The organism is Phenylobacterium sp., assembly GCF_037138395.1.
Lineage (GTDB): Bacteria > Pseudomonadota > Alphaproteobacteria > Caulobacterales > Caulobacteraceae > Phenylobacterium.
In genome coordinates, this window is the sequence record NZ_JBAXIM010000016.1 from 1 (window position 1) to 26,616 (window position 26,616).

Genomic DNA, 26,616 nt, shown 5'->3' on the forward strand with positions numbered 1-26,616 from the left:
CAGCCCAGAGGCCAAAGCCCTGCGCGTCGATCCCGGCATGGATCCGGTCGATCAGGGCGTCGCTCGCCTCGGCCGTAATAGGCCCGCCCAGCCAGTCATGCACCCGGGGGTCGCCGTTGATCGCCGCAAAGGCCGGGCGGTCAGCGTCGGTCCATCGGCGCAGGACCAGTCGGTCGGTGACGATCACGCCGGCCGCGGCGCGGTGAGGGCTCCGTAGAGGTCCGTCCGCCGGTCCCGGAAGAAGCCCCAGGCCGCCCGGTGGCCGGCCAGGAAGTCCAGGTCGAAGGTGGCCACGGCCACCCCCTCCTCATCCCGCGCCATGTCCGCCACGAGGTCCCCGCGGTGATTGGCGATGAAGCTGGAGCCGTAAAACCTCTGGCCCCCGCCGGAATAGCTGTCCCAGGGTTCGAAGCCGGTGCGGTTGGCGCCAACGACGGGAATCACGTTGGAGACGGCGTGGCCCTGCATGGCCCGGCGCCAGGGCGCGGCCGTGTCGAGGCTGTCGTCATGGGGCTCCGAGCCGATGGCCGTGGGATAGAGCAGGACCTCGGCCCCCATCAGGGCCATGGCCCGGGCGCACTCCGGATACCACTGGTCCCAGCAGATCCCGGCGCCGATGCGGCCGAACCGAGTGTCCCAGACCCGGAAGCCGGTGTCGCCGGGCCGGAAGTAGTACTTCTCCATATAGCCGGGACCATCGGGGATGTGGCTCTTGCGATAGAGACCGAGCAGGGACCCATCAGCGTCGACCATGACCAGGCTATTGAAATAGTGCGGCCCTTCGCGCTCGAAGATCGAGATGGGCAGCACCACCCCCAGCTCGGCCGCCAGGGGGGCCAGGGCGGTGACGCAGGGGTGCTCGCGCCAGGGGTGGGCTTCGGCGAACCAGCGCTCCTCCTGGGCGACGCAGAAATAGGGGCCCTGGAAGAGCTCGGAGGGCAGGATGACCTGAGCCCCCTGGTCGGCGGCCTGACGGATCAGGTCGGCCGTGCGGGCGATGTTGGCGTCCCGATCGGCGCCGTAGGCGCTCTGCAGGGCGGCGACGGTAAGCATTCGGGGCATCAGGCCGGCTCCTGCTGGGAGATGCAGTGGAAGGACCCGCCCCCGGTCAGGAGGGCGTTGGACGGCAGGGCGATCACCTCACGGCCCGGGAAGACTTCCGCAAGGCCCTGGGCGGCAAGGGTGGCTGCAAGGCCGTCGCCATACACTGGCAGGATCACGGCCTGGTTGGCGATGATGAAGTTCATGTGGCTTGCGGGGACCCCGCCCACGCCCCCGGCCTCGATCCAGCCGGGCGAGGGGATCCGGACGACCCGAAGGCGACGGCCGGCAGCGTCTGTCATCCCGGCCAGGGCTCCGGCTGCGGCATCGTAGACCTCGGCGTTGGGATCCCCGCGCCCGAAGGCCATGGGACAGACGACCACCCCCGGCGCCGCGAACCGCGCGAGGTTGTCGACATGCCCGTCCGTGTGATCGTTCAGGAGCCCGTCGCCGAGCCAGAGCACCTTGCGGGCGCCCAGGTCCCGGGCAAGGGCGCCCTCGGCCACCGCCTCGGTCCAGCCGGCGTTGCGGTTGGGGTTGAGCAGGCACTGGCGCGTGGTCAGCACGGTCCCCTCGCCGTCGTGGTCCAGGGCGCCGCCCTCCAGCACGGCTTCGCTCTGCAGGAGCGTTGCACCGGCGGCCCCGGCGACCTGGGCGGCCACCTCATCGTCGTGCGGCAGGTCGTACTTGCCGCCCCAGCCATTGAAGCGGAACCCGACGCAGGCGTCCGGACCCAGGAAGATGGGCCCTGTATCGCGCAGCCAGACATCCCCGAACCGGCCGGGGACGATCTCGACGCCGGCCACGCCGTCCAGCCGCCGGCGGGCCTCGGCCTCGCCGGCGTCGGACCCGGTCATCAGGCGCACGCGCTCGCCGCCCGGGCCGGCCAGGGCGCGGGCCAGGGCCTCGACCTCGACCTGGGCGGACGCAAGATTGTCCTCCCAAAGGTCTTCGTGGCTGGGAAAGCCCAACCACATGGCCCGGTGCGGGGCCCACTCAGCGGGGACGGGACGGGACATGGCGCGGTTCTCCCTCAAGGGACGAGGGCAGATGGGCAAGGCGGGCCCCGGCGTCAAGCCGGCGCATGAAAAAGGGGCGGCCCGTCGCCGGACCGCCCCGATCTCGTGTTCAGCAGCCCAGGATCAGAAGCGGGCGCCGACCGTCATTTGCAGGGTCTGCGGCGCACCGATCGAATAGGTCGGGGCAAAGCCGGTGGAGCCAGGCACGGTCACGGCGTTCTGCTGCGAACTGATGTTGCCCAGGTATTTGGTGTCGAAGATATTACGCACATTAACCTGGAGATAAGCGCCTTCGATGGCCGCGACAGGCAGCTGCCAGCGCAGACCCGCATCCCAGACATTGTAGGGCGGGCTCTTCTCGTCGTTGACGTCCGTGGAGAACCGCTCGGATACCCACTTGGACTGGACGTTGACGCTGAGGGCGTCATTCAGGGCCCACTCAACCCGGAGGACCTCAGTCCATTCCGGGGTCTCGACCAGGGTCTTGCCCTTGGTCGGCAGGAAGTTACCGCCAGAAAGGGGGATGTTCGACTGGACCTCGGAGTCGTTGTACGAAACCGAACCGATCAGGGTCAGCGGCTCGAAGGGCTGCCAGACGACCTGGCCGTCAAAGCCCTGGATCTTCACACTGCCGATGTTCCGGTCGATGAAGACACCGAGGTCGGCGTCGTAGGAGCTGACGATCCGGTTCTGGAAGTCCTGGCTGTAGACCGAGGCGGACACGAGCAGGGTCGGGCTGCTGTAGCGGTAGCCCAGGTCGTAGGTCGTGGTGGTCTCGGGCTCCACGCCGGGATTGGTGACGGCACCGGTGCTGGAGCGGACGACCGTGTAGAGGTTGTCCGTCCGGGGCGCCGAAAGCCCTTCAGCGTAAGAGAAGTATACGGTCTGGTTCGAGAAGAACTTGTAGCTCAGGCCCACGTTCGGCAGCACCTTGTCGTACTTCTTCTCGGTCGAGTAAGGCTTGATGTACTGGTTGGTGTTGCCGGCGAACTGGACATTGCCGTTGGCCAGGGTCGTTGCGACCGGCTGAGTGGTGCAGAGCACGTTGTTGGTGCCGTTCTGCGAATAGCAGTACTGGTTGAGCTCCCGCTGGAAGTAGGGTGCCCGCAGGCCCAGGCGGACCTCCAGCGCGTTGTCGAAGAACTTGCCCGAGTACTCGGCCGCGAACATGTTCAGCTCGGCGATCGAGTACCGGTCCCGGCCGCGCATGAAGTTGCCGTCGTTGGTGGCGATGCGCGGGGCGTGGTCAGTCTTGCCTCCGAACACGTCAGAGGGGTTGCCGTTCTGGTCAACGGCCGACCACTCGGCCGACTGCCGGTGCCGGGCATAGTCGCGGGCATAGGCGAAGCGGACCCGGTTGGTGTCGTTGATCGCCCAGATCAGCGAGGTGTTGATGCTGTAGCGGTGCGTATTGGTGAGGTTGGGCGTATACATCTGGACGGAGTCCAGGGTGTCGTTATCGCCATTGAGGTCTCGGCCCGGGCCGGTCGGTCCCGCGGCGCCCTTCAGACGGTTGTCGGTCTCGGACAGCACCGTGAATCCGCCGCCATTCGCCAGGACGTACTGGAAGGACGGGTCGAAGGTGAAGATCAGGTTATCCAGGATGTGGTACTTGAACTGGCCCCGGATGTTCCCTGTGTTCGAGGGGTTGATCCGGATATTGTAGTAGTTGGTGCAGCTGCCGATGCCGACCTCGCCCAGGAAGTTCACGAAGTTGGACTGGGTGGAGTCGTTCTGGGCGGTGCCCGTCACCGGCGTCGGACGCGTGCAGCGCGAGTCATTCTCGAACCGGTCGCCGTACTGGCGGTATTGGGCCAGGGTCGCGTTGCGGTAGAAGGCGTTTCGGTTCTCGTTGTAGTGGAAGGCGATGCTGGCGAAGTCGCCATTGTCGCCGAGGGACTGGAAGATCCGGGCGTTGTACTGGGTCTTCTGGAGCTCACCGGGGCCCTTGAACTTGTCGTACTTAGTATAGGAACCCGCGACGAAGGCGCTGGTCCCGAAGGGGCCGATCTCGCCGGAGTCGAGGACGGCGAAGAGCCGGCCGAAGTTGAAGCTTCCGATCTGGCCGGTCACCTGGCCGCCGATGTCCGACTGGGGACGACGGGTGATGTAGTTGATTGAGCCGCCGGTGGCGGAGGCCGTCGGGCTGTCCACGTCGGTGGTGCCGAGGTTCACTTCCGCCCGCTCGATCAGCTCGGAGTCGAGCTGCTGGTTGGTGTAGATGGCGTAGTTGCCGCTGTCGTTCAGCTGGGTGCCGTCCCACTGCAGGGAGATCCGGGGACCGTCGAAACTGCGCAGGCGTATGTTGCCGCCCGAGTTGCCGTAGCCGTCCGTGTTGTTGAAGTTGTAGCCCGGGACGATGTTCAGGGTGTCGGCGATCGACTGGCCGGGCATCTGCTTGGAGATGAAGTCCTGGCCGATGGCGACCTTGGACTTGGGAGCCGTCTGCTCGATCAGGCCCTCGATGGAACGGTTCTTGGCACCTGTGACGACGACTTCCTCAAGGGCGGTCGAGCCCGTGGACTGCGCCATCGCCGCGCCGGCGATCAGGAGAGAGGTCACCAAGGCGCTGGTAGCGCACAGACCCCTGCGGAAAGACTTGCTCATCTGAAACCCCTTCATCGATGTCACGAAAGACTTCGCCCGGCCGGGCACAAGCGCATTGGCGGCCTTATAACCCCGGAATGTCACATTTGGGGTGACGGTTTTTTGACAGTCAGATTCACGCGGCGGACTGCTGCAAAAACGCCACGCTTGAACCCCGGCGCGCCTGCGCTACGGGCGCCCTTCAGCCCCGCCCTGCCCAGACAGCACGGATCCGGGCATCGCGACCGCAGCCGACCCGATAGCGATTGTAGTGGCCGGGGTTCTTGGCCGCATAGTCCTGATGGTAGCCCTCGCCCATCCAGAAGGTCGAGCGGGCCAGGACCCGGGTGGCGACCGGGCGCTGCAGCTTGCGGGTGACGTCCGCCTTCACCTGCTCGGCGATCCGGCGCTCGGCGTCGTCGGACACGAAAACGGCAGTCCTGTAGCTGGGCCCGATGTCACAGATCTGCCCGTTGGGATCCGTGGGATCGATGTTCCGGAAGAAGGCAGCGACCAGGTCGGCATAGGTTGTCCGGGCCGGGTCCCAGGTCACCCGGATCGCCTCCAGGTGCCCCTCATGGTCCTCGTAGTTGGGGTTGCCGCGTGCGCCGCCAGAATAGCCCACCACCACGTCCACCACCCCCCGGACGCCTTCCATGTCGTGCTCGGCCGACCAGAAGCAGCCGCCCGCGAAGACCGAGGTCTTCAGACCAGGGGTCGGCGCCGGGGCGGCACCCCCGAGGGCGAGGAAGAGGAACAGGACCAGGATCGATCGCATGGGGCGTCTCCAGACTCCGGAGGGATCAGGCGAGATCGGTGACGAAGTCCGCCTCGGTGTGCGCCCGGACGTGGTCAAGCGTAACACCTGGCGCAAGCTCCACAAGCCGCACGACCGAGCGGCCGCGGGCGATGTCGAAGACGCCGAGGTCGGTAATCAACAGGTCGACCACGCCCTTGCCGGTCAGGGGCAGGGTGCATTCGCGCACCAGCTTGGACCTGCCGGACTTCTCGCTGTGCTCCATGACCACGATGACCCGCTTGACCCCGGCCACCAGGTCCATGGCGCCGCCCATGCCCTTGACCATCTTGCCGGGAACCATCCAGTTGGCCAGGTCGCCATTGGCCGCCACCTGCATGGCGCCCAGCACAGACAGGTCGATGTGCCCGCCGCGGATCATGGCGAAGGACTCGGCGCTGTTGAAATAGGACGAGGCGTCCAGCTCGCTGATGGTCATCTTGCCAGCATTGACCAGGTCGGGGTCCTCTTCGCCCTCGAAGGGATAGGGGCCCATGCCGAGCATGCCGTTCTCGGACTGCAGGGTCACTTCAACGCCCGGGGGGATGTGGTTGGCCACCAGGGTGGGGATGCCGATGCCGAGGTTGACGTAGAAGCCGTCCTTCAGCTCGAGCGCCGCCCGGGCGGTCATGTCGTCGCGGGTCCAGGGCATCAGGCGCTCGCCTTTTCGCTGCGGGGACGGGTGGTCAGGCGCTCAATGCGCTTCTCGTAGGCGGGGCCCTTCAGTATGCGGTGAACGTAGACGCCGGGCGTGTGGATCAGGTCCTTGTCCAGGCTTCCGGTCTCGACCAGGGCCTCGACCTCGGCCACGCAGACGCGCCCCGCCGTCGCCATCATTGGATTGAAGTTCCGCGCTGTCTTCCGGTAGATCAGGTTGCCCGCAGCGTCGCCCTTCCAGGCCTTGACGATGGACAGGTCCGCCTTCAGCGCCCGCTCCATGAGGTAGGTTTCGCCGTCGAACTCGCGGGTCTCCTTGCCCTCGGCGACCACCGTGCCCACCCCCGTGCGGGTGAAGAAGGCCGGGATGCCGGCGCCGCCAGCCCGGATGCGCTCGGCCAGGGTGCCCTGGGGCGTGAACTCGACCTCCAGCTGGCCCTCGATGTAGAGCCGCTCAAAGAGCTCGTTCTCACCCACATAGGAGCTGATCATCTTGCGGATCTGGCCGTTCTCGAGCAGCAGGCCGAGGCCGAAGCCGTCAACGCCGCAGTTGTTCGAGACCACGGTCAGGTCCTTTACCCCGGAGTCGCGGATGGCCAGGATGAGGTTCTCGGGAATGCCGCAGAGGCCAAAGCCCCCGGCCATCACGGTCATGCCGTCAAACAGCAGGCCCGCGAGGGCGGTGGCCGCATCGGATTGGATCTTGTTCGCCATGACTTCCTTTTACATTGCATTGCAGCACTTGAAAATGTCCCGGACGCCCTGCTGCGCCTCCGGATTGTCGCGGGGCCTCGCCCCGGTGTAGGAGGCGGACATGAGCCAGACCCCCTCCCCTTCCGGCCTGCCGCCCGTGGACTTCAACGACTGGGCCGCCGACTTCGAGGGCTTTTCCCGTCGGCTGGGCGACAGCTTCGTCCGCTACGGATTCTGCGTGATCGCCCATCACGACCTGGACCTACCCCGGATCGACCAGGCCCTGGCCGCCGGGCGGGCCTTCTTCGCCCTGCCCGAGGACGTCAAGCGCCAGTACGTTTCCGGCGCGGGGGGCCAGCGGGGCTACACCCCCTTCGGCGTGGAGACCGCCAGGGACTCCCAGCACTTCGACCTCAAGGAGTTCTGGCACATGGGCCGGGACCTGCCGGCGCACCACGCCTACGCCCCGGTCATGCCGCCGAATGTCTGGCCGGCCGAGGTCCCCGCCTTCCGCGAAGAGATCTCCTGGCTGTTCAACGCCCTGGAGGATTTCGGCCTGAGGGTGCTGCAGGCCCTGGCCGTCTATCTGGGCCTGCCCCGGCACTGGTTCGATGACCCGGTCCAGGACGGCAACTCAATCCTGCGCCTCCTTCACTATCCGCCGGTCCCGCCGGACGGGCCCAATATCCGGGCCGGCGCCCATGGGGACATCAACGTCATCACCCTGCTGCTCGGCGCCGAGGAGGCCGGGCTGGAGGTCCTGGATCACGACGGCCGCTGGCTGCCGGTCAATCCGCCGGCGGGATCCCTCGTCTGCAACATCGGCGACATGCTGGAGAGGCTGAGCAACCGGGTCCTGCCCTCGACCATCCACCGGGTCGTCAACCCGGCGCCGGAGCGGCGGGGCGTGGCGCGCTATTCGACGCCCTTCTTCCTGCACTTCCGGCCGGACTTCGAGGTCCGCACCCTGCCCGAATGCATCACGGCGGAGCGGCCGGACGCCTTCCCTGAACCCATCACCGCCGACGCCTTCCTCCAGCAGAGGCTGCGGGAGATCAAGCTGGCCTGACGCCAGGCTGCAGGGCCTCAAGCCCGGCAGGGTCGGATACGGTGACGGCGAGGTCGGTCAGCAGACCATCGTGGATGGCATAGATCCAACCGTGGACGTTGACCGCCTGCCCCCGCGCCCAGGCGTCCTGCACGAAGACGTCCGAGGCGACGTTGCGCACCTGGCGGATGACGTTCAGCTCGCAGAGCCGGTCCAGTCGCGGGCCGTCCCCCAGGCCCTCCAGTTCGGTCCGGTTCTCCGCATAGATCTCACGGATCGGGTGAAGCCAGTGATCGACAAGACCCCGGCGCTTGCCGTCCACCGCCGCCGCCACGCCGCCGCAGCCGTAGTGCCCCACCACCATGATGTGCCGGACCTTCAGGACATCCACTGCGAACTGCAGGACGGAAAGGTAGTTGGCGTCCTGGGGCGGCGCGAGGTTGGCCACATTCCGGTGCACGAAGAGCTCGCCGGGATCGAGACCTACGATCTCATTGGCCGGCACCCGGCTATCGGCGCAGCCGATCCAAAGGTACTCCGGGCTCTGCTGGCCGGCCAGCCGCTGGAAGAAGCCGGGGTCCACGGACAGCTTGGCCGCCGCCCAGCGACGATTGTTGGCCTTGAGGTCCTCAAGCATTCAGGGTCTCGGCGCTCCCGGCTGGTTTCGCGGATGGGCGGCCTCGAAGGCCGGATGTTCGGCGGCGCGCCCGGCGACCGCCTTCAGGGCGGGCCAGCGGGACATGTCGAGGTCGTACCGCGCGGCGGCGTAGACCTGCGGGACCAGGACGCAGTCCGCGAGGGTCGGGGTCGCTCCAAAGGCGAATCCCTCTCCGTGCCGGCTGACCAGGGCCTCCAGGGCGTCAAAGCCGTCACTCACCCAGCGGGCGGACCAGGCTGTGACGTCCTCGCGGGAAACCCCCAGTCCCTGCAGGGCCTTGTGGACGCGCAGATTGTTCAGGGGATGGATATCGCAGGCAACGATGGCGGCCATGGCGCGTACCCGTGCCCGGCCCAGGGCGTCCGCCGGCAGGAGGGGCGGCTCGGGATGGGTCTCCTCCAGCCATTCCAGGATGGCCAGGCTCTGGGTCAGGAGGTCGCCGGCCTCCGTCTCGAGGGCGGGTGCCAGGCCCTGAGGGTTGCGGCCCCGGTAGGCCTCGCCGTGTTGGTCGCCGGCGCCCAGGTCCACAGGGACGACGTCGAAGTCCAGCCCCTTCAGGGCAAGGCCGATGCGGACGCGGTAGGGGGCGGTCGCCGCCCAGAAGCTGTAGAGGGTCAGGGGCATGACGGTCAGTCCAGTCGGAAGGCCAGGACGCCGACGCCCTCGACCTCGCCCTCAACCCGGTCGCCCTTCTGCAGGGGCCCCACGCCTTCCGGCGTCCCGGTGAAAATCAGGTCTCCGGCCTTCAGGGCCCAGAGGCGGGAGGCTTCGGAAATGATCTCGGCCACGTTCCAGATCATGTCCGCCACGACGGCGTCCTGGCGCATGTCGCCGTTGACCGACACGCGGATGGCCCCCTGGGGCGGAGCGCCCGTCCAGGGCCGGATGGCGGAGACCGGCCCCGAGGCGTCAAAGCCCTTGGCGGCCTCCCAGGGCTGGCCCTTGTCCTTGGCCAGGGCCTGCAAGTCCCGGCGGGTCAGGTCCACGCCGACCGCATAACCGAAGACGGACTCAAGGGCCCGGTCGACCGGGATGTCCTCGCCGCCGGACTTCAGGGCGACGACGAGTTCGATCTCGTGATGCAGGTTGGCGGTCGCTGACGGGAAGGGAACCGCACCGCCGGGAGGGATGATGGCGTCCGAGGGCTTGGCAAAGAAGAAGGGCGGGTCCCGGTCGTCGCCACCCATCTCCCGGCGGTGGGCGGCGTAATTCCGGCCCACGCAAAGCACCCGGCGAACCGGAAAGAGGGCGTCCGATCCCTCGACGGGGACCAGGACCGGCGGCGGCGGCGCATGGACGAAGCGGGTCATGGAAGGCGGCATACCCCCGTCGGACAGGAAGGAAAACCCCGGGGGCTGGCGATTGACAGGGGCAGCGGCCTGCGGCCTAGAGCCTGTTCCCTTCAGACGGAACGTCTGAAGGGACAAAACAGGCTCCAAGACCATAAAGTTAGATCCTGTTTCGATCCGATAACCGGTTCCCACTTATCGGAACAGGATCTAGGTCGGCCGGCCGTAACCGGAGAGCGACATGCCTGATACCGCCGTGAAAGGCCCCCTGTCCGACCTCAGGGTCGTCGAGATGGGAACCCTCATCGCCGGACCCTTCTGCGGGCAGGTCCTTGGCGACTTCGGCGCAGACGTGATCAAGGTCGAAGACCCGGGCAAGGGTGATCCCATGCGCCAGTGGGGCCGGTCCCTGCCCAAGGGCCTGTCGCCCTGGTGGCCTGTGATCGGGCGTAACAAGCGCTCAGTGGCCCTCGACCTGCGCCAGGCTGAAGGCCGGGAGCTGGCCCTCGCCCTCATCGACCAGGCGGACGTCCTCATCGAGAACTTCCGGCCCGGCGCCCTGGAAAAGTGGGGCATGGGCTACGAGGCCCTCGCCGCCCGAAACCCCCGCCTGGTCATGGCCAGGGTCTCGGGCTTCGGCCAGACCGGCCCCTACTCGGAGCGGGCCGGCTATGGACTCATCGGCGAGGCCATGGGCGGCCTGCGCTATGTCACCGGCGAGCCCGACCGCCCGCCGGCCCGGGCCGGCATCTCCATCGGCGACAGCCTGACCGCCCTGCACGCCGTCATCGGCGTCATGATGGCCCTGCACCACCGGGAACGGACGGGTCGGGGCCAGATGATCGACGCCGCCCTCTACGAGAGCGTGCTCTCGGTCATGGAGAACCTGGTCACCGAGTACGACCTGACCGGCTATGTCCGCGAACGCTCGGGGTCCGTCCTGCCAGGGATCGCGCCTTCCAATGTCTATCCCTGCGCCAACGGAGAGAGCCTGCTGATCGGCGGAAACGGCGATGCCGTCTTCGCCCGCCTGACCGCCACCATGGGCCGCGAGGACCTGGCCTCTGACCCGCGCTACGCCACCCATGCCGCCCGGGGTGAGAACCAGACCGAGCTGGACGGCATCGTTTCCGCCTGGACGCGGAACTGGCCGCTTCCTGAGCTCCTGGCCCTGCTGGAGACCAACGGCGTGCCCTGCGGGCGGATCTTCCGGGCCCCGGACATGCTCGAAGACCCCCAGTTCGTTGCCCGCCAGTCCATCGTCGAGGTGGACCACCCGGTCTTCGGCAAGGTGAAGATGCAGAACGCCTTTCCCAGGCTTTCGGAAACCCCGGGGAGCGTGCGCTGGCCCGGTGCGGCCCTGGGCGCGCATACCCGGGAGGTGCTGGAGGGCCTGGGCGTCGACGCCGGCCGCCTGGCCGACCTTGTGGCGCGGAAGGTTACCGCCCTTCCCTGATCACTCCGAGACAGCGATCACTCCGAGACCGCCAGGTCATCGGCGTGGATCACGGGGCCCTCGGAATATCCCAGCTCCGCTTCGATGGCCGCGGAGGTGAGGCCGCAAATACGGACCGCATCCACCGAGTCATAGCGGCTCAGGCCCCGGGCGACCTCGCGGTCGGCCTCGTCGCGCACCACGACGGCGTCACCCTTGTCAAAGCGGCCCTCGACGGCGGTCACGCCCGCCGCCAGCAGGCTCTTGCCCCGCCGCAGGGCGCGGGCGGCGCCGGCATCGATCCGGACCACCCCCGAGGGTGCAAGGGAACCGCCGATCCAGGACTTTCGCGCAGCATGGGGCGTGAGGGCGGCGGTGATCAGGGTGGCCCGGCCACCGGCCTCCACGGCGGCGAGGGGGGAGGCCCTCCGGCCGAGGGTGATGAGGGTGGCGCAGCCCGCCTGCCGGGCGATGCGAGCGGCCAGGATCTTGGTGGCCATCCCGCCGGTGCCGACCCCCGCCGCAGCATTGGCGCCACCGGCCATGGCCTCGATCCCGGCATCCAGGTCCGTGACCAGGGGAAGGTGCGCGGCCGCCGGGTCCAGCCGGGGGTCCGCCGTGTAGAGGCCGTCGACATCTGAAAGCAGGACCAGGAGGTCGGCGCCGATCAGCTGGGCGGCGCGGGCGGCGAGGCGGTCATTGTCTCCGTACCGGATCTCCTCGGTGACCACCGTGTCGTTCTCGTTGACAACGGGAACCACGCCCAGGTCGAGGAGGGTCTCCAGGGTGGCCCGGGCGTTCAGCCAGCGGCGGCGGATCTCGGTGTCGTCCCGGGTCAGCAGCACCTGGGCGACCGGCAGGTCGTGGGGCTCCAGCGCCGCCTCCCAGGCCCGCATGAGGGCCGACTGGCCGGCGGCCGCAGAGGCCTGCTTCTCGGGGAGGGTCAGGGTCTTGCGCCCAAGCCCAAGACGCCGACGGCCCAGGGCCACCGCCCCTGAGGACACCACCAGGACCTGCTGGCCCCGGCTGCGGAGACGGGCCAGGTCCCCTGCAAAGTCGGAGAGCCAGGCGGAATCCGGGGCGCCATCCGACCCGACGACCAGGGCCGAGCCGATTTTCACGACCACCCGGCGTGCGGAGGCGAGCCCGCTCACGGCCGCCAGTCTTCCGCAGTCTCCCCGGCCGCCTTCGCCTCGGCGCGGCGCGCCAGGACCTGACGCCAGGACTCGCGCAGGAGGTCCCGGACACCCTGACCGGAAACCCCGGAGACGAGGCTCACAGGACGGCCGGAGGCGTCCTCCAGCGCGTCCTTCTGCATCTGCAGGGTATCGGCGTCGAGGGCGTCGACCTTGGACAGGGCGAGGATCTCGGACTTGTCACCCAGGCCGGAGCCATAGGCCTCCAGCTCCCGACGGACCGTGCGCCAGGCCTCGACGACGTCGGTCTGGGTGCAGTCCACCAGGTGGACGAGGACCGCAGTGCGCTCCACGTGACCCAGAAAACGCGTACCCAGGCCGGCGCCCTCGGAGGCGCCATCGATCAGGCCGGGGATGTCGGCCAAGACGAAGCGCTCTTCGGACGACAGGTCGACGATGCCGAGATTGGGCGCAAGGGTGGTGAAGGGGTAGTCGGCGATCTTGGGCCGCGCGGCGCTGGCCGCCGCCAGGAAGGTGGACTTGCCGGCGTTGGGCAGGCCGGCGAGGCCGACATCGGCGATCAGCTTCAGCCTCAGCCAGATCACATGCTCTTCCCCGTCCTGGCCGGGGTTGGCGTGGTAGGGGGCCTGGTTGATCGGGCCCTTGAAGCGGTCATTGCCCCAGCCGCCATTGCCGCCCTTGGCCAGGAGGACGCGCTGGCCGGGGTGGTCGAGATCGACGATCAGGGCCTCCCGTTCCTCATCCAGCACTTCCGTGCCGACGGGAACCCTGAGGACTACGTCCTCGCCTGCTGCGCCATGGCGGTTGCGCCCCATGCCGTGGATGCCGGTACCAGCCTTGAAATGCTGGCTATAGCGGAAGTCGATCAGGGTGTTCAGCCCCTCCACTGCCTCGATCCAGACATCCCCGCCCCGGCCGCCGTCGCCGCCGTCCGGACCGCCGTACTCAATGTACTTCTCCCGCCGGAAGGACACGGCACCGCCGCCCCCATTGCCGGAGCGGATGTAGATCTTGCACTGGTCGAGAAACTTCATGGCATCGCCCTAACATGTCCCGCCGGCAAAATCAGGCCAGCCAGATCATCCCACGGGAAGGCAGGGCCTCGCCGCGGGAGGTCACCAAGGTCTGCCGACGCTCGCCGGTGTAAAGGAAGCCCGCCTTGACCAGGACGGCATCCGAGGCCGGGTTTTCGTCCAGCCGCCAGGCGCGGACATGGGTGCGGCCCCAGTCCCGGGCGGCCCAGGCCAGGGCCACCTTCACGGCCTCGGTCATCAGTCCAGCGCCCCAGTAGGGACGACCCAGCCAGTAGCCGATCTCGGTTCCGGGGGCGGGCTCGCCGAAGAAGGACAGCATGCCGACGAGGCCCTCGGCGGGATGATCCAGCACAAACCTCGCCTCTCGGGCGGGGTCGAGACCGTCGCCGGAGGCCAGGAAGGCCTCGGCGTCCGCGAGGGCGTAAGGGTGAGGGAGGCTGCGGGTACTGCGGACCACCTCGAAGTCGGCGCACAGGACGGCGATCCGCGCGGCATCCGAAAGGCGGGGTGCGCGCAGGCGCAGACGGGGTGTCTCGAGGATGGGGTCGAACTGGACGGGGCGCATTTCGGGAACCTCCCGGCCCCTCTGCCGGGGGCCTGATACGAAAACGGGGAGCCCGGCGTCCGGGCTCCCCGCTTCGGGAAGTGTTCCGGTCCGCCAGGCAGGCGGACCGTGGGAAGGTCCGCGTCAGCCGACTGCGTTTTCCACGCAGACGTAGGTTCGGTCGTCACGCTTGGTGACAAACTTCACGGCGCCATGGGCGGTCGCGAAGAGGGTGTGATCCTTGCCCATGCCGACATTATTGCCCGGGTAGAACTTGGTACCACGCTGGCGGATGATGATATTGCCGGCCAGGACCGCTTCACCACCGAACTTCTTCACGCCGAGGCGGCGGCCCGCCGAGTCGCGCCCGTTGCGCGAGGAACCACCGGATTTTTTGTGAGCCATGGGGGCCTCCTGAAACTTGGGTTTCGACGCTTATTCGGCGTCGGTCGTCTTGGCAGCGGCCTTCTTCGGCGCGGCCTTCTTGGCGGCAGGCTTGTCGGCAGGCGCCGCTTCCGCGGTCTCCACCGGGACGGCCTTGGCCTTAGCCGGAGCCTTGGCCTTCACCGGAGCCTCGGCCAGGGCGGCGGCGGGAGCCGCAGCTTCCAGCAGGGCGACAACGCCCTTCAGGTTGCGGGCCTTGGCGTCCAGCAGGGCCTTGGGAGTCAGGTCGACCACGCCGTCCCAGGCTGTCGTCTGGCCGGCACCCGTGATGGACGTCACGCGCAGGACCGTCTCGGGCTGGCGATGGCCGCGGGTCCGGCGATAACCCTTTCGGCGGGTCTTCTTGAAGATCCGGACCTTCTCACCCTTGCGAGTCTCGATCAGGGTCGCATTGACCGCAGCGCCCTCGACCACCGGCGCGCCGATGGTGACGGCCGTGCCGTCGCCAAGCATGAGGACGTCCGAGAAGGCCACGTCGGCCCCGGGCTCGCCACCCAGCTTTTCGACCACCAGCACATCACCGGGTTCGACCCGGTACTGTTTGCCGCCGGTCCTGATCACCGCGTACATAATTGGCGTCCCGAAGAATTAGAAATGAAACAATCGCCCGCAGGGAAGCCCGCGGACGGAAGCGCGCTCTTATACAGACGCACCCCGCGGAGTCAACGCGCAGGCCGGTCAGTCAGCCCTGGAGGCGGAGGCGGAGTCCAAGGCCGGGGCTTGTCCGCCGCGCCAGTGCTCGACGATGGCTGACGACACCTTCTGGAAGACCTGGAGGCGGTAAGGCGAGCCTTTGGGGACCTGGGGCGCGAAGACCGCCACAGCGTAGGTCCGCCCGTCCGGCGCCGTCACCAGGCCCACATCGTTCAATCCGAAGGTCTCGCCCCGAAAGTCCTGGCCGGTTCCCGTCTTGTGGGCGGCATGCCAGCCCGGCGCCAGGCCGCCGCGAAGCCGCGTCGGGCCCGTGGTCGTCCGGGCAAGGGTGTCGAGGACGAACCGGGTGGACGCCGCCGACAGGAGTTCGCCCCGCTGGAGCGCAGCCAGGGCGCGCACCACGCCAGCAGGCGTGGCACCGTCATAGGGATTTTCGACATAGACTGCGAGGGAAGCGGCCCGGGCCTCCGGGTCCAATCGCGCGCGGGCAGCCTCAAAGGCGCCGTAGGTGGAAAGTTCAGGGCTCCAGACCAGACCCGCGATCCTTGACTGCAGTCGTCGCTCGTCCTCGGCCAGCCGGATGCCGGACATCCCCCGAGAGGCCAGGAAGGCCTGCACGGCGGCGGGACCTCCGGCGAGGGCCATCAGCTTGTCATTGGCTGCATTGTCCGACTGGATCAGGGCGCGGTGGACCAGATCGCCAACGGAGGTCTGGTAGACGCCGTTCTCGATCAGATGGGTGATGGGCTGGTTGAAGACGCTGCGATCTGCGTCCGTCAGGGTGACCGGCTGGTCGAGGGATAGCCTGCCGGCATCCACCGCCTCCATGACGGTCAGCGCGACCCAGAGCTTGGAGACGCTCTGCTGGGGAAAGGAACGGTCCCCCTGTACCGAGGCGATCCAGCCGGTTTGGACATCCATGACCGCGATCCCCACCGCCCGGGGAAAGCCGGGATCCAGTGCGGCGAGCTGGATTGCGACCTCTGGGGGCGCAGGTGGCGCGGGTCTCCTGGCGAGGTCGCGGTTCGGGGCCGGCTTCGGAGCGGATTGCGGCCGGGGGCCACGGGAGGCCGTTCCCTCAAGGTCCCGGAAAATGGGCGCGGCGGCAGCGGCGGCAATCGACCCTCCCGTAACCAGAAGGATGAGACAAAGGGTGGCGGCAGGCCTGCGGAAGCCAAGCAGGAGCGCGGAGACCCCCAGGTCGAGCAGGGCCTCCGGAACGCGGCGCGCCGCTGACGGCAGGTCGGCCAGGGTCCGGGCGACGAGACCGGGTGCCGCCCACAGGCCGTCCGCGATCCCCCAGAGCACCCCGAGGCTGCGGACCCGTAGACCGGGCGCAGGCGGCGGCGGAGGCAGCGGGAAGGCAGCTCGGGACGCGGGCATTGGGGTGTTGAGGACTGATCCGGGGCCCAGCGTCAAGCCGTCCGGGGTCAGGAGAGGTCGAGGGAGATGCGGCTGACCCCTGGCAGGTCAATCAAGGCGCGACGAACTTGGTCCCCCGCCTCTGGATCAGGCGTTCCGAGCTTGACCGAGACCGCGTTCCGGCCTGGTCCCAGTCGCCAGGCCCGGACCTCGAGAGGCTGGAGTCCCCCCGCCTCCAGGCGAGCGAGGATTTCGGCCTCCAGGGCCGGGGTCTGGCGAATGTCCAGCAGGGCCGCGCCGGCACGCTTCAGGATGGAGGTGGCGAAGTGGGCGATCAGGGCCGCGCCGCAGAGGGCCGCCAGGGGATCCGCCCAGGACCAGCCGAAGCGCCAGGCGGCTGCGAGGCCTGCGAGGGTCAGGGCGGATACCGCCGCATCGGCGGACACATGAAGGCGCGCGGCCGAGAGATTGTAGTCCGCGTCGGGGTTGCGGTCGGCGGCAGGCGGTCTCAGCAGGGCCATGCAGAGCAGGTTCAGCGCCAGCCCACCCGCCGCTGCGTAGAGGGCCGCTGGATAGGCCGTCGGCTCCGGCCGGACTAGCCGGGCGAGGCTCTCAACGGCCAGGCCAAAGGCTGCCAGGGCCAGGAGCACCGCATTGGCGAAGGCCGCGAGGTCCCCGATCCGCCCCGGCCCATGGGCCAGACGGGGATTGTCTGAATTCCAGCGGGCGATCCTGTAGGCGCCGCCCGCGACGGCGAGGGTGGCGAGGTGGGCCCCGGAGTGCGCCCCGTTGGCGATCAGGGCGACAGATCCAAAGGCGAAGCCTGCCGCCACCTGGAGGCCGGAGGCACCGGCGACAAGCAAGGCCGCCAGCCAGGTCCGACGTTCATTTCGCGCGAGGTCGGGCTGAAGAGTGGGAATGACGGGGCTCTGTCGAAAGGTTCGCAAGACGGGCGCGCTCCCGCATCCGGGAGGCCTATGTGTAACTTTGTAACATGAGGAAGGCGGCTTGGCCAAGTTGCGCGGCCTGTTCCCCCGGACGGCCCGAGGGATTAGAGGAAGGACCATGACCCAGAAGACCCCCGTTACCGTTCTCACCGGCTATCTCGGCGCCGGCAAGACCACGCTCCTGAACCGCATCCTCTCGGAGGACCATGGCCGGCGCTATGCGGTCATCGTCAACGAGTTCGGCGAAGTGGGAATCGACAACGACCTCATCGTCGGCGCCGACGAGGAAGTCTTCGAGATGAACAACGGATGCGTCTGCTGCACGGTGCGCGGCGACCTCATCCGGGTGCTGTCCGGCCTCATGAAGCGCAAGGGCGGCTTTGACGCCATCATCATAGAGACCACCGGCCTCGCCGACCCGGGGCCCGTCGCCCAGACCTTCTTCGTCGACGACGATGTCCGGGCCCGTACCGAACTGGACAGCGTGACGACGGTGGTCGATGCCCTCCACCTGCCCCTGCGCCTCGCGGACTCCCGGGAGGCCGTCGAACAGATCGCCTTTGCCGACCAGATCATCCTGAACAAGACCGACCTGGTGAGCGAGGCCCAACTGCGGGACATTGAGGCGCGGATCCGCAGGCTGAACCCCCTCGCCCCCATCCACCGCGCCCAGCGTTCGAACGTGCCCCTGGACATGATCCTCGGCCGCGGCGGGTTCGACCTGGAGCGGATCACCGAGCTCCAGCCCGAGTTCCTGAACCCCGCCCATGGCGAGCCCGGGCACGTCCACGACGAAAGCTGCGACGATCACGGGCACGACCACGATCCTCATCACGGGCACGGGCACGGGCACGGGCACGACCACGATCCTCATCACGGCCATGCCCACGACCATGCGGCGGAGGCCGGGATCTCCAGCGTCTCCCTGATCTACGAGCGGCCGATGAATGGGCCCCGGGTGAGCGCCTGGATCAATGATGTCCTGCAGGCCCAGGGCCCGGACATCCTCAGGGCCAAGGGCATTGTGAGCGTCGCGGGCGAAGACCGCAGACTGGTCTTCCAGGCCGTCCACATGATCCTCGAAGGCGACCTGCAGCGACCCTGGCGCGAAGATGAGACCCGGACGTCACGGCTGGTCTTCATCGGCCGCAACCTGGACCCGGAGGCCCTGAAGGCCGGCTTCGAGGCCTGCGCCGCCTAGTCCGCGGCACCACCCCTCAAGCAGAAGGGCCCGCCCGGTCTCCCGGGCGGGCCCCTGTTCCCCTCTTGGGGAGAGCGATCAGAGCTCTTCGTTGATCAGCGCGACCTGGAAGTAGCCATTGCCCTGCAGGGTGTTCATCACCCGCATGAAGTCGCCGTAGCGAACGTCGCGGTTGGCGCGGATGTAGACGCGCTCCTGCGTCGGGTCGGGCTTGTTCAGCTTGCGGGCCAGGTCCGCCGGGAGGGTGTCGACCGTCGTGGCGGCTTCGCCGATGAAGATTCCGCCGTTCTGGATATTGATGACCGTCGGCTCCTCGGTCTTGGTCCCGGGCGGCGGCGGTACGGCCGGCGGCAGGTCAAGCTTGATGGACACCGTGGCGGCAGGGATCGACACCATGAAGATGATGAGGAGCACCAGCATCACATCGACGAAGGGCGTAACGTTGATCTCGCTGTTCTGGCCGAGATCGAAGCGTCCGCTACCACCGCCGCCAAGCTTCGCACCCATGAGACAATCCTTCCCTTCAGGACGCCCGCGGCGTCCAACTGCGTGGAAAAATCCATCGCCAATCAGACAGGGATTGTAAAGCCCCAACCGGACGTACCCCTTCCCCAGTCTCGCCCACCGGGGGTATGGAGGCGAAATGACCCATGCCTTTGATGCTTTTGTGACCGCCGCCCTGTTCGATTCCGACGACAGAGCCTGGTTCGCCCTCGGCGACGGAACCGTGCGCAGCGAGGACGGACAGGTCCATACGGCTCATGGTGGCGCGGTCCTTTGCGCCGCGGTCCACCCCTCGGGACAAGGGCTCCTGACAGGGGGTGACGATGGCGCCCTGGTCTGGACCCAGTCCTCCGGTTGCCAGGTGCTGGAAAGGTCCCCGGGGCGCTGGATCGACGCCCTGGCGGCCAGTGAGCCGTCGGGGCTGATCGCCTGGGCCGCGGGCCGCGAGGTCCAGGTCCGGGACGTCGCCGCCCCGGACTTCCGACGCCTCTTCGCCCACGAGCGGTCCGTCACCGACCTGGCCTTTGATCCGCGCGGCCGGCGGCTGGCGGCGGCCACCTACGGGGGAGCCTGGCTTTGGTATGCCCGCATCGCCGAGCAAAAGCCGGAGCTCCTCAAGTGGGCCGGCAGTCACATCGCCCTGGCCTGGAGCCCGGACAGCAAGTTCCTGATGAGCGCCATGCAGGAAAACGCCCTGCACGGCTGGCGCGTCGCCGACGACAAGAATCTGAAGATGGGTGGATACCCGGCGAAGGTGAAGAGCCTCGCCTTCCTCTCCAAGGGCCAGATGCTGGTCACGTCCGGCGCCAATGGCGCGGTTGTCTGGCCCTTCTCCGGTTCGGCTGGCCCCCTTGGCAAGGAAGCCGCCGAGATCGGCTATGACGAGAGCGCCCTGGTCGCCCGGGTGGCGGCAGATCCAAACTCCCGCCTGGTCGCGGCGGGCCTGGAGGACGGCCGGGTCTGGACCTGCGACCTCACTGGCCAGCGGATCGACATGCACAAGGCCGATAAGGGCGAGTCCATTTCGGCCCTCGCCTTCAGCCGGAAGGCCCGGCGGCTTGCCTGGGGCGACGAAGCTGGCGGCGCAGGCGTCTTCGACCTCTAGATCCTGTTCCGATAAGTGGGATCCGGTTTTCGGATCGAAAATCGCCGCTGCCCGCAACCGATGCGGCAGGGAATTGGGTCCAATCGCCGCTGAACGATAATGGCGAGGCATGGCCTGCGCTGGTCGAAAGCAGCGCAGGGCACGCGATGGCAATAACGGTCTACCGGACCGGCGGCATTCTGGGCTTTCGCAAGGGTGCCGGGCGCTTCAATGTCAAACCTCAGGTGCAGAGTCAGATGGGGCTTGGTCAGGTCAGGTGGGTGTTCCGAGCAGCGCCGCGACGCTGGCAAGGAACTGTGCATCCGCCGCCGCTGTGGAAACTGCGGGTGCAGCCGTCATTGCCGTTCGGTCACCCGGACATCAGCTTTCTTTCCGGGCGCTGTGTCAGCAAACACAGTCCGCCAATCGGCCGCCATGTCGACTACTGTCCAGCCACGCGCCGGCGCTTCCTTTAATGCGTCCACCAACGTGCCACTGCTTTTGGGATTGACGTCATATTGATATTCGCGCGCCGCATCGGTGTGGCGGACGATCATGCCAAAGCTGGGGTGCGGATTGCCGATCGTGACATATTCCAGCATAGCCTTGTCGCCGTCGCTGTTGCCGAACGCCGCGATCGGACGGCGGCCGATGAACTGCTGGATGCCCACGGGCTTGCCGTCCTTGTCGTCGACGAACACGGCGTCCATCGTCTTGACAAGCACCGGCCTGCCGTCGCGCGTTTCAAAGCGTGATCGGGTGCTCGATCCGACAACCTGTTCGGGCGGGATGCCATAGACACGCTCGCTCCAGACCCGCATAAAATCGGCCCCGCCCCCGGATACGATGAACGTCTTGAAGCCGTTGGCTCGCAGATAGCGTAGCAATTCCTGCATCGGTTGGTAGGTTAGCTGGTCATAGGGTCTGCCGAACTTTGGATGGCGGGCGGTGTTCATCCAGGCGCTGACGGCGGCGTTGAATTCATCGGTGGTCATCCCGGCATGGGTCAGCGCCATGATGTGCATCAAGCCGTCATGATGCTTTCCGGCGAGCAGCGTCGTCATGTCGCCGGCGAGCAGCGCCTGGACCATCGGGTCGGCGGCGAGTGCCGGCTCGGCTGGCGCGCGACGCCTGATTTCGTCAAAGGCATAGGCCGCCTGGAATGGCACCGGGTTTTCGGGCCAGAGCGCTCCGTCGTTGTCGAACACCGCGATGCGTTCGGCCGGGGCAACATAGCCAGGACCTTTCGCGGTGACCTTGCCGACATAGGCCATAATCGCCTGCTTCGGCCCGGTGTCATGCCATGACGGCAGCGGATCGGCGCCGCGCGCCGCCACCGGCATAGCAAAAAGCATCAAAGTCAGCGCGGCAAGCAGTCGCGTCCAGCCCATCATCACCTTCCCCCTTCGAATGTCGCCCCGGTCAAGGGGCCGGGGCGATAGCGTGTGAAATAGTGCTCATTTCCGGACCGAGGCTTGCAAGGGGCGAGACCCCGGCGCTCTCAGCCTGCAGGCAGCTGCCTTGCCAAAGTCCGAGAGACCGTCGGCCGGCACGCGGTTAACACACATGAAAGATCACTGAAAGGACAATTGCCTGTGTCGTACATGCGGCGCAATTCCCGGTTCTGCATCGGCGACAGCTTCGGCTGCTTGCCCTTCAGCTTTCCCTTGGCCTTGGCGACCGCCATGCCTTCACGCGTGCACATCCGGATGAGATCGCTCTCGAACTCGGCTCCCAGCCATTGTCCTTCGAATGCGATCACGCCAACGGCAAAATCGCCACCGGCCGTCGGGAGCGCAAGGCCCGTATCGGCGGCGGCTCGATTGACGACGACATTTGCGGCGTGGATCAAGATTCTGATTTCGGACGTTCCGTCTTAAGGGAACAGGCTCTGGCCTCAGAAACCCCGCAGCTCTCCCCAGGTCTCGAAGGGATCCCGGGCCGAGCGCAGGGTGTTGATGGGGGCAGCCTCGTCCCGCCAGCCGAGCGCCATGCCTGCGAACAGCATGTGGTCGTCGGCAAGGCCGAGGACCTCGGCCACCGTCTGCGGATAGCGGGCCCAGTATTCCTGGGCGCAGGTGTCCAGCCCCTGCTCTACCGCCAGCAGCATGACCGTCTGCATGTACATGCCCAGGTCCGACCACTGCGGAGGTCCGAGCTTGCGGTCGAGGCAGAAGAACAGGCCCACGGGGGCGCCGAAGAGCTCTGTGTTGCGCGCCAGCTGGCGCAGACGAGCCGGCTTGTCCTCACGCGGGATGCCGATGGTGGCGTACAGGTCCTCGCCGTTCTGGAATCGACGGGTACGGAAGGGGTCCCAGAGATTCGGCGGATAGACCTCGTACTCGGGGGTCTCACCCATCGGGTTGGCCGCCGCCCGGGCCTTGAGGTCCTCGAGGGGCGCGCCGGTCAGGGCATAGACCTTCCAGGGCTGCAGGTTGCCGCCCGAGGGCGCCCGGGCTGCCGCCTCGAGTATCCCCCGCACCACATCTGCGGAGGGGCACTCCGGACGGAAGGCCCGAATCGAGACCCGATGTTCGACCGCTTCGCTGACCTTCATGTCGACCTCCTTGGTGCCGGTCGCCTCCGGCGATGGCGCTCGAATGACTAGCACCGGTGCCGCCGCCTTGTCAGCGCGTTTGCCTCGCCGCGGGCATGGCCTATCCTTAGCGTATGACGCGAGGCGACAGAACCGGCCGCCCCCGAGGGCGATGGTGGACACGGATCCTGGTGGTGGCCCTCTGGCTGTTCGTGGGCCTGCCCATCGCCCTTGTCGCCGTCTACCGTTTCGTTCCACCGCCAGTGACGATCCTGATGGTCCAGAGGTCCCTCGAGGGAAAGGGATTCGCGCGCGACTGGCGGCCTATCGATCAAATCTCGCCGGCCCTCGTCCGCTCCGTCATTGCCGCCGAGGACGCCGGGTTCTGCAGCCACCGCGGCTTCGAATTCGAGGCCATGCAGGCGGCCTGGGCGCACAACGAACGGTCGGACCGGGTCCGTGGCGGGTCGACTATCAGCCAGCAGACCGCCAAGAACGTCTTCCTCTGGCCGCAGAGATCCTACCTTCGCAAGGGACTGGAGGCCGGGTTCACCGTGCTGATCGAGTCTGGCTGGGGCAAGCGCAGGATCCTCGAGGTCTATCTCAACACCATCGAGTGGGGTCCTGGCGTCTATGGTGCCCAAGCCGCTGCCCTTCGTAACTTCGGCGTCGGAGCTGACCGTCTCTCCCCGGCCCAGGCCGCCCGCCTCGCGGCGATACTTCCCAGCCCCCTGAAGTGGCGCGCAGCGAAGCCGGGCCCATATGTACAGCGCCGGTCCGGAAGGATCGGTGCAGCGGCAGGGACCGTTCGAAGGGACGGGCTCGCGGACTGCATACTTAACCCTCGCCCGCGCTGACGCCGGGCGGACAAGAGGAGACAGCGCCATGCGGATCGGGGTTCCCCGTGAAATCAAGCCGGACGAGCACCGCGTGGGGCTGAGCCCTGGTGCCGTCCGTGAACTGATCGCCCATGGCCACGTGGTGGTGGTGCAGGCGGGCGCCGGGGAAGGGTCGGGCTTTCCGGACGCGGCCTATGCGGCGGCGGGGGCCCGGATGGCGGCGGACGCCGAGGACGTCTTCCGGGGTGCGCAGCTGATCATCAAGGTCAAGGAGCCGCAGGCGGTCGAATGGGCACGCCTGACTCCGGACCATATCCTCTTCACCTATCTGCACCTGGCGCCCGATCCGGCGCAGGCGGCGGGCCTGCAGGATTCAGGCTGCACCGCCATCGCCTACGAGACCGTCACCGACGCCCAGGGCGGCCTGCCCTTGCTGGCGCCGATGTCCGAGATCGCAGGGCGCCTGTCGGTCCTGGCCGCCGCCCAGCATCTGCAGAAGCATAATGGCGGTATGGGCCTCCTGTTTCCAGGCGTGGCGGGCTCACCCCCGGCCCGGGTGACCATACTGGGCGGCGGCATGGTCGGCACCAACGCCGCCCGGATGGCTGTGGGCCTGGGGGCCCAGGTCACTGTGGTGGAGCGGTCGATTCCCCGGCTCCGGGTGCTTGACGACCTCTTCGCCGGGCGAATCCGCACCCGGTATTCCAGCCTCGATGTCGTGGAGGCCGAGATCCTCGCAGCGGACGTGGTGATCGGGGCGGTGCTCGCACCCGGGGCCGCGGCGCCCCGGCTGGTGCGGCGGGAGCATCTGGCGCGCATGACGCCCGGTTCGGTGATCGTCGATGTCGCCATCGACCAGGGCGGCTGCTTCGAGACCAGCCGGCCAACCACCCACCATGAGCCGACCTATATCGTCGACGGAGTGGTCCACTACTGCGTGGCCAACATGCCGGGAGCGGTCCCGCGGACAGCCTCCGAGGCCCTGGGGAACGCCACCCTACCGTTTGTCCTGAAGCTCGCGGATCATGGCCTCGAGGCCCTCGCAAGCGATCCGCACCTGGCGCGCGGGCTGAACGTCCACAAGGGCCATCTCACCCATCCGGCAGTCGCGAAGGCGCTGGAACAGGAACCGGCCGATCCCTTCGGCGTCTGGGCCTGAGCCCCCCAGTCTTCCGTCCGGAGCGACTCTAGGCGGCAGCCCAGGAGCCGGGATCGAGGGCGTCAGGATCGTCGATGGCCATGTCGTCCCAGTCCAGGTCCGGCGGCGGACTGGCGGCGGCGGCGACCACGGCATTGAGTTCGGCGGCGGAGGCCACACCGACCAGGACGGCGGTGGCCTCGGGTCTCGAAAGGGCAAAGCCCAGGGACGCCTGAAGGGGATCGGACCGACCCTCGGCGATCATGCGGCGGGCGCGGGAAATCCGGGCGGCGGCCTCCCGAAGGTGGCTGGGCGCCCGGTCGGGCGGCAGCAGGATCAGGCCGTTCAGGAAGATGGACCTGAGGTGGACCTCCATGCCGAGGCCGGCAATGGCGGCCAGGGTGCCGTCATTGATGAGCCTCTGGTCCAGAAGGCTGGCGGGCGCCTGGACAATGTCGGGTCGGAACCTGCGGGCGACGCCCAGCGGATCATCTGATGCAAAGACGGAGACCCCGATCTTGCGGGTCAGGCCCGAGTCGCGAAGGGCCTTCAGGCGGTCCCAGAGGGCGGCGCCGTGAGGCCCGAGTAGCTCAGCGACCGAGGGCACGATGATGCACTCGGCCTGGGAGACGCCAAGCCGGTCGAGGCTTGCGCGGGCTTCGGCCTCGATCATGTCCGGACCCCGGTCCGGACGGATGGTGGAAATGCAGACATTGAAGCGATCCGGGCGCGGCAGGACCTCGCCGATCTCGCGCTCGGCCTGGGCCGAGCGGCCGGTGACGTCGAAGAGGCGGATTCCCGAGCGGGCCGCGACTTCAAGTATATCCTGGACCTCAGCGCGAGGCGGACGGCCGCGGACCGGAGCCCGGTCGAGCGCGAACTGCCCCGAACCGAGGCCAAGCTTGGAAACAGGTGAAGACATGATTTCTTCAGGTACGCCCTGAGTGACTGATGGACCCATCTTGACGCCAATGCCTAAAGAAGCGGTTTCTGAAATGCTTACAGGGGGTTAAATTCCACCCATGAGAACTCCCCTTCCCGACTGGCCGGTCTTCGGATTCGTCGATGATGTTCGCCCGGTCCTCGACCAGGTCCGCAGCCGGGGCCAGCCAGCCGTGCTGGCCACCCTGGTGGCCGTGGAGGGCGGCGGCCCCCGCCCGGTCGGGACCCAGATGGTCTTTTCGCCGTCGGGGGATGAAGGCCCAGACCTCGTCGCTGGCTATTTCTCGGGCGGCTGCGTGGAATCGGATATCGCCGACCATGCCTATGCCTGCCTCGAGGACGGCGCGCCTCGGCGCCTGGTCTATGGAGAGGGCAGCCCCTGGCCGGACATCCGGCTCCTCTGTGGGGCGAGGATCGAGATCCTGCTCGAACGCATCCCTTCGGACGACCCCGCCCTGGGGAGCCTGCTCGACGCCTGGCGGGCCCGACGCCCGGTCGACTGGCTGACCGACGGCACCCGCCGGGCCTGCGGGGCTCCGGAGGCCGTCGAAGACTGGCCGGGCGCCTTCCGCAGGCATTGCGACCCCGCCCAAAGACTGGTCGTCTTCGGATCAGACCCCACGGCCCTGGCCATCGCCTGGCTGGGCGCCCAATCTGGATTCGAGACGACTCTGGTGCGGGGAAAGGGTCCGGAGTCGGCCCCTCCAGCGCCCGGCCTGGCCTATAGCCGCGAGGCACCCGCCGAGGCCCTGGCGGCCATCGGGACCGACGCCTGGACCGCCATCGCCATCGCCTCGCATAACCTCGAACTGGACCGCGAGGCCTTGGCCGCCGCCCTGCCGTCCGGGGCCGGCTATGTGGGCCTCCTGGGCGCCAAGCGGCGGCTCGGGGAGAGACTGGAGCCGCTCCGTGCGGCCGGGGTCAGCGAGGACATACTGGGCCGGGTGCACGCACCCATCGGCCTCGACATTGGCGGTAAGTCGCCCTGGGCCGTCGCCGTCTCCGTGA

29 protein-coding genes are annotated in these 26,616 nt (G+C 67.8%); 7 read left to right on the forward strand and 22 right to left on the reverse strand.

Going from position 1 to position 26,616, the window contains the following annotated elements; all coding sequences use genetic code 11:
* From WCJ52_RS02210 to WCJ52_RS02240, 7 genes are all read right to left on the reverse strand, one after another.
* The coding region (locus WCJ52_RS02210) for a GNAT family N-acetyltransferase (RefSeq protein ID WP_336901660.1) at positions 1–187 on the reverse strand (187 nt) is incomplete at its 3' end.
* Positions 184–1,062, reverse strand: coding sequence for an N-carbamoylputrescine amidase (gene aguB, locus WCJ52_RS02215; RefSeq protein ID WP_336901661.1), 879 nt, complete (start codon positions 1,060–1,062; stop codon positions 184–186). The genes WCJ52_RS02210 and aguB, both read right to left, overlap by 4 nt.
* Positions 1,062–2,060, reverse strand: a complete 999-nt coding sequence (locus WCJ52_RS02220) for an agmatine deiminase family protein (RefSeq protein WP_336901662.1) — start codon at positions 2,058–2,060, stop codon at positions 1,062–1,064. Before WCJ52_RS02220 ends, aguB begins: the two co-directional genes overlap by 1 nt.
* 123 nt (positions 2,061–2,183) lie before the next feature.
* Positions 2,184–4,667, reverse strand: a complete 2,484-nt coding sequence (locus WCJ52_RS02225) for a TonB-dependent receptor (protein ID WP_336901663.1) — start codon at positions 4,665–4,667, stop codon at positions 2,184–2,186.
* Between the two features lie 181 nt (positions 4,668–4,848).
* Positions 4,849–5,424: a peptide-methionine (S)-S-oxide reductase MsrA gene (gene msrA, locus WCJ52_RS02230; protein ID WP_336901664.1), complete on the reverse strand. Its 576-nt coding sequence runs from the start codon at positions 5,422–5,424 to the stop codon at positions 4,849–4,851.
* Positions 5,425–5,449: 25 nt separating this feature from the next.
* Positions 5,450–6,094: a CoA transferase subunit B gene (locus WCJ52_RS02235; RefSeq protein ID WP_336901665.1), complete on the reverse strand. Its 645-nt coding sequence runs from the start codon at positions 6,092–6,094 to the stop codon at positions 5,450–5,452.
* The gene (locus tag WCJ52_RS02240; RefSeq protein ID WP_336901666.1) at positions 6,094–6,813 is read right to left on the reverse strand and encodes a CoA transferase subunit A; all 720 of its coding nucleotides are present in this window, start codon (positions 6,811–6,813) and stop codon (positions 6,094–6,096) included. The genes WCJ52_RS02235 and WCJ52_RS02240 overlap by 1 nt, the downstream gene beginning before the upstream one ends.
* A gap of 100 nt (positions 6,814–6,913) precedes the next feature.
* On the opposite strand from WCJ52_RS02240, the gene WCJ52_RS02245 reads away from it, so the two are divergent.
* A complete protein-coding gene (locus WCJ52_RS02245) occupies positions 6,914–7,861 on the forward strand; it encodes a 2-oxoglutarate and iron-dependent oxygenase domain-containing protein (protein ID WP_336901667.1) in 948 nt (315 codons plus the stop codon).
* Here WCJ52_RS02245 and WCJ52_RS02250 read toward each other — a convergent pair.
* The 3 genes from WCJ52_RS02250 to WCJ52_RS02260 are packed head-to-tail and all read right to left on the reverse strand — an operon-like array spanning position 7,848 to position 9,808.
* Positions 7,848–8,477, reverse strand: coding sequence for a carbonic anhydrase (locus tag WCJ52_RS02250; RefSeq protein ID WP_336901668.1), 630 nt, complete (start codon positions 8,475–8,477; stop codon positions 7,848–7,850). The genes WCJ52_RS02245 and WCJ52_RS02250 overlap by 14 nt on opposite strands.
* Positions 8,478–9,122, reverse strand: coding sequence for a maleylacetoacetate isomerase (gene maiA / locus WCJ52_RS02255; RefSeq protein WP_336901669.1), 645 nt, complete (start codon positions 9,120–9,122; stop codon positions 8,478–8,480). It abuts the gene before it with no gap.
* 5 nt (positions 9,123–9,127) lie between these two features.
* Positions 9,128–9,808, reverse strand: a complete 681-nt coding sequence (locus WCJ52_RS02260; protein WP_336901670.1) for a fumarylacetoacetate hydrolase family protein — start codon at positions 9,806–9,808, stop codon at positions 9,128–9,130.
* Between the two features lie 220 nt (positions 9,809–10,028).
* Between WCJ52_RS02260 and WCJ52_RS02265 the strand changes: the two genes are divergently transcribed.
* Complete coding sequence (locus WCJ52_RS02265; protein ID WP_336901671.1) at positions 10,029–11,243, forward strand: CaiB/BaiF CoA-transferase family protein; 1,215 nt, start codon at positions 10,029–10,031, stop codon at positions 11,241–11,243.
* A 17-nt stretch (positions 11,244–11,260) separates the two neighbouring features.
* On the opposite strand, the gene proB is transcribed toward WCJ52_RS02265, so the two are convergent.
* The 7 genes from proB to WCJ52_RS02300 form a co-directional block, all read right to left on the reverse strand.
* Positions 11,261–12,385, reverse strand: coding sequence for a glutamate 5-kinase (gene proB / locus WCJ52_RS02270; protein ID WP_336901688.1), 1,125 nt, complete (start codon positions 12,383–12,385; stop codon positions 11,261–11,263).
* Complete coding sequence (gene obgE / locus WCJ52_RS02275) at positions 12,373–13,413, reverse strand: GTPase ObgE (protein ID WP_336901672.1); 1,041 nt, start codon at positions 13,411–13,413, stop codon at positions 12,373–12,375. Before obgE ends, proB begins: the two co-directional genes overlap by 13 nt.
* A gap of 31 nt (positions 13,414–13,444) precedes the next feature.
* The gene (locus WCJ52_RS02280; protein ID WP_336901673.1) at positions 13,445–13,978 is read right to left on the reverse strand and encodes a GNAT family N-acetyltransferase; all 534 of its coding nucleotides are present in this window, start codon (positions 13,976–13,978) and stop codon (positions 13,445–13,447) included.
* 123 nt (positions 13,979–14,101) lie between these two features.
* Complete coding sequence (gene rpmA / locus WCJ52_RS02285; protein WP_336901674.1) at positions 14,102–14,362, reverse strand: 50S ribosomal protein L27; 261 nt, start codon at positions 14,360–14,362, stop codon at positions 14,102–14,104.
* Positions 14,363–14,392: 30 nt separating this feature from the next.
* Positions 14,393–14,971, reverse strand: a complete 579-nt coding sequence (gene rplU / locus WCJ52_RS02290) for a 50S ribosomal protein L21 (RefSeq protein ID WP_336901675.1) — start codon at positions 14,969–14,971, stop codon at positions 14,393–14,395.
* Positions 14,972–15,079: 108 nt separating this feature from the next.
* Positions 15,080–16,363 (reverse strand): serine hydrolase, encoded by a 1,284-nt coding sequence (locus tag WCJ52_RS02295; RefSeq protein WP_336901676.1) that lies wholly within the window; start codon positions 16,361–16,363, stop codon positions 15,080–15,082.
* Positions 16,364–16,485: 122 nt separating this feature from the next.
* Entirely contained in the window at positions 16,486–17,364 is an 879-nt protein-coding gene (locus WCJ52_RS02300; RefSeq protein WP_336901677.1) for a cation diffusion facilitator family transporter, read from the reverse strand.
* 118 nt (positions 17,365–17,482) lie between these two features.
* On the opposite strand from WCJ52_RS02300, the gene WCJ52_RS02305 reads away from it, so the two are divergent.
* Positions 17,483–18,565: a GTP-binding protein gene (locus WCJ52_RS02305; RefSeq protein ID WP_336901678.1), complete on the forward strand. Its 1,083-nt coding sequence runs from the start codon at positions 17,483–17,485 to the stop codon at positions 18,563–18,565.
* 78 nt (positions 18,566–18,643) lie between these two features.
* On the opposite strand, the gene WCJ52_RS02310 is transcribed toward WCJ52_RS02305, so the two are convergent.
* A complete protein-coding gene (locus WCJ52_RS02310; RefSeq protein ID WP_336901679.1) occupies positions 18,644–19,072 on the reverse strand; it encodes a biopolymer transporter ExbD in 429 nt (142 codons plus the stop codon).
* A gap of 136 nt (positions 19,073–19,208) precedes the next feature.
* Between WCJ52_RS02310 and WCJ52_RS02315 the strand changes: the two genes are divergently transcribed.
* Positions 19,209–20,174: a WD40 repeat domain-containing protein gene (locus WCJ52_RS02315; RefSeq protein WP_336901680.1), complete on the forward strand. Its 966-nt coding sequence runs from the start codon at positions 19,209–19,211 to the stop codon at positions 20,172–20,174.
* Positions 20,175–20,509: 335 nt separating this feature from the next.
* Here WCJ52_RS02315 and WCJ52_RS02320 read toward each other — a convergent pair whose 3' ends face one another.
* From WCJ52_RS02320 to WCJ52_RS02330, 3 genes are all read right to left on the reverse strand, one after another.
* Positions 20,510–21,547 carry an HAD family hydrolase gene (locus tag WCJ52_RS02320; protein WP_336901681.1) on the reverse strand — a complete coding sequence of 346 codons (1,038 nt, stop codon included), beginning with the start codon at positions 21,545–21,547 and terminating at the stop codon, positions 20,510–20,512.
* Positions 21,548–21,654: 107 nt separating this feature from the next.
* The gene (locus WCJ52_RS02325) at positions 21,655–22,005 is read right to left on the reverse strand and encodes a hypothetical protein (protein WP_336901682.1); all 351 of its coding nucleotides are present in this window, start codon (positions 22,003–22,005) and stop codon (positions 21,655–21,657) included.
* 45 nt (positions 22,006–22,050) lie between these two features.
* On the reverse strand, positions 22,051–22,710 hold the full coding sequence (locus WCJ52_RS02330) for a nitroreductase (RefSeq protein ID WP_336901683.1): 660 nt from the start codon (positions 22,708–22,710) through the stop codon (positions 22,051–22,053).
* Between the two features lie 113 nt (positions 22,711–22,823).
* Between WCJ52_RS02330 and mtgA the strand changes: the two genes are divergently transcribed.
* Complete coding sequence (gene mtgA / locus WCJ52_RS02335) at positions 22,824–23,546, forward strand: monofunctional biosynthetic peptidoglycan transglycosylase (RefSeq protein WP_336901684.1); 723 nt, start codon at positions 22,824–22,826, stop codon at positions 23,544–23,546.
* Between the two features lie 28 nt (positions 23,547–23,574).
* Entirely contained in the window at positions 23,575–24,687 is a 1,113-nt protein-coding gene (gene ald / locus WCJ52_RS02340) for an alanine dehydrogenase (protein ID WP_336901685.1), read from the forward strand.
* Positions 24,688–24,715: 28 nt separating this feature from the next.
* Here ald and WCJ52_RS02345 read toward each other — a convergent pair whose 3' ends face one another.
* Positions 24,716–25,588 (reverse strand): aldo/keto reductase, encoded by an 873-nt coding sequence (locus WCJ52_RS02345; protein WP_336901686.1) that lies wholly within the window; start codon positions 25,586–25,588, stop codon positions 24,716–24,718.
* A 100-nt stretch (positions 25,589–25,688) separates the two neighbouring features.
* On the opposite strand from WCJ52_RS02345, the gene WCJ52_RS02350 reads away from it, so the two are divergent.
* Positions 25,689–26,616 (forward strand): XdhC family protein (locus WCJ52_RS02350; protein WP_336901687.1); only part of this gene is annotated, 928 nt, incomplete at its 3' end.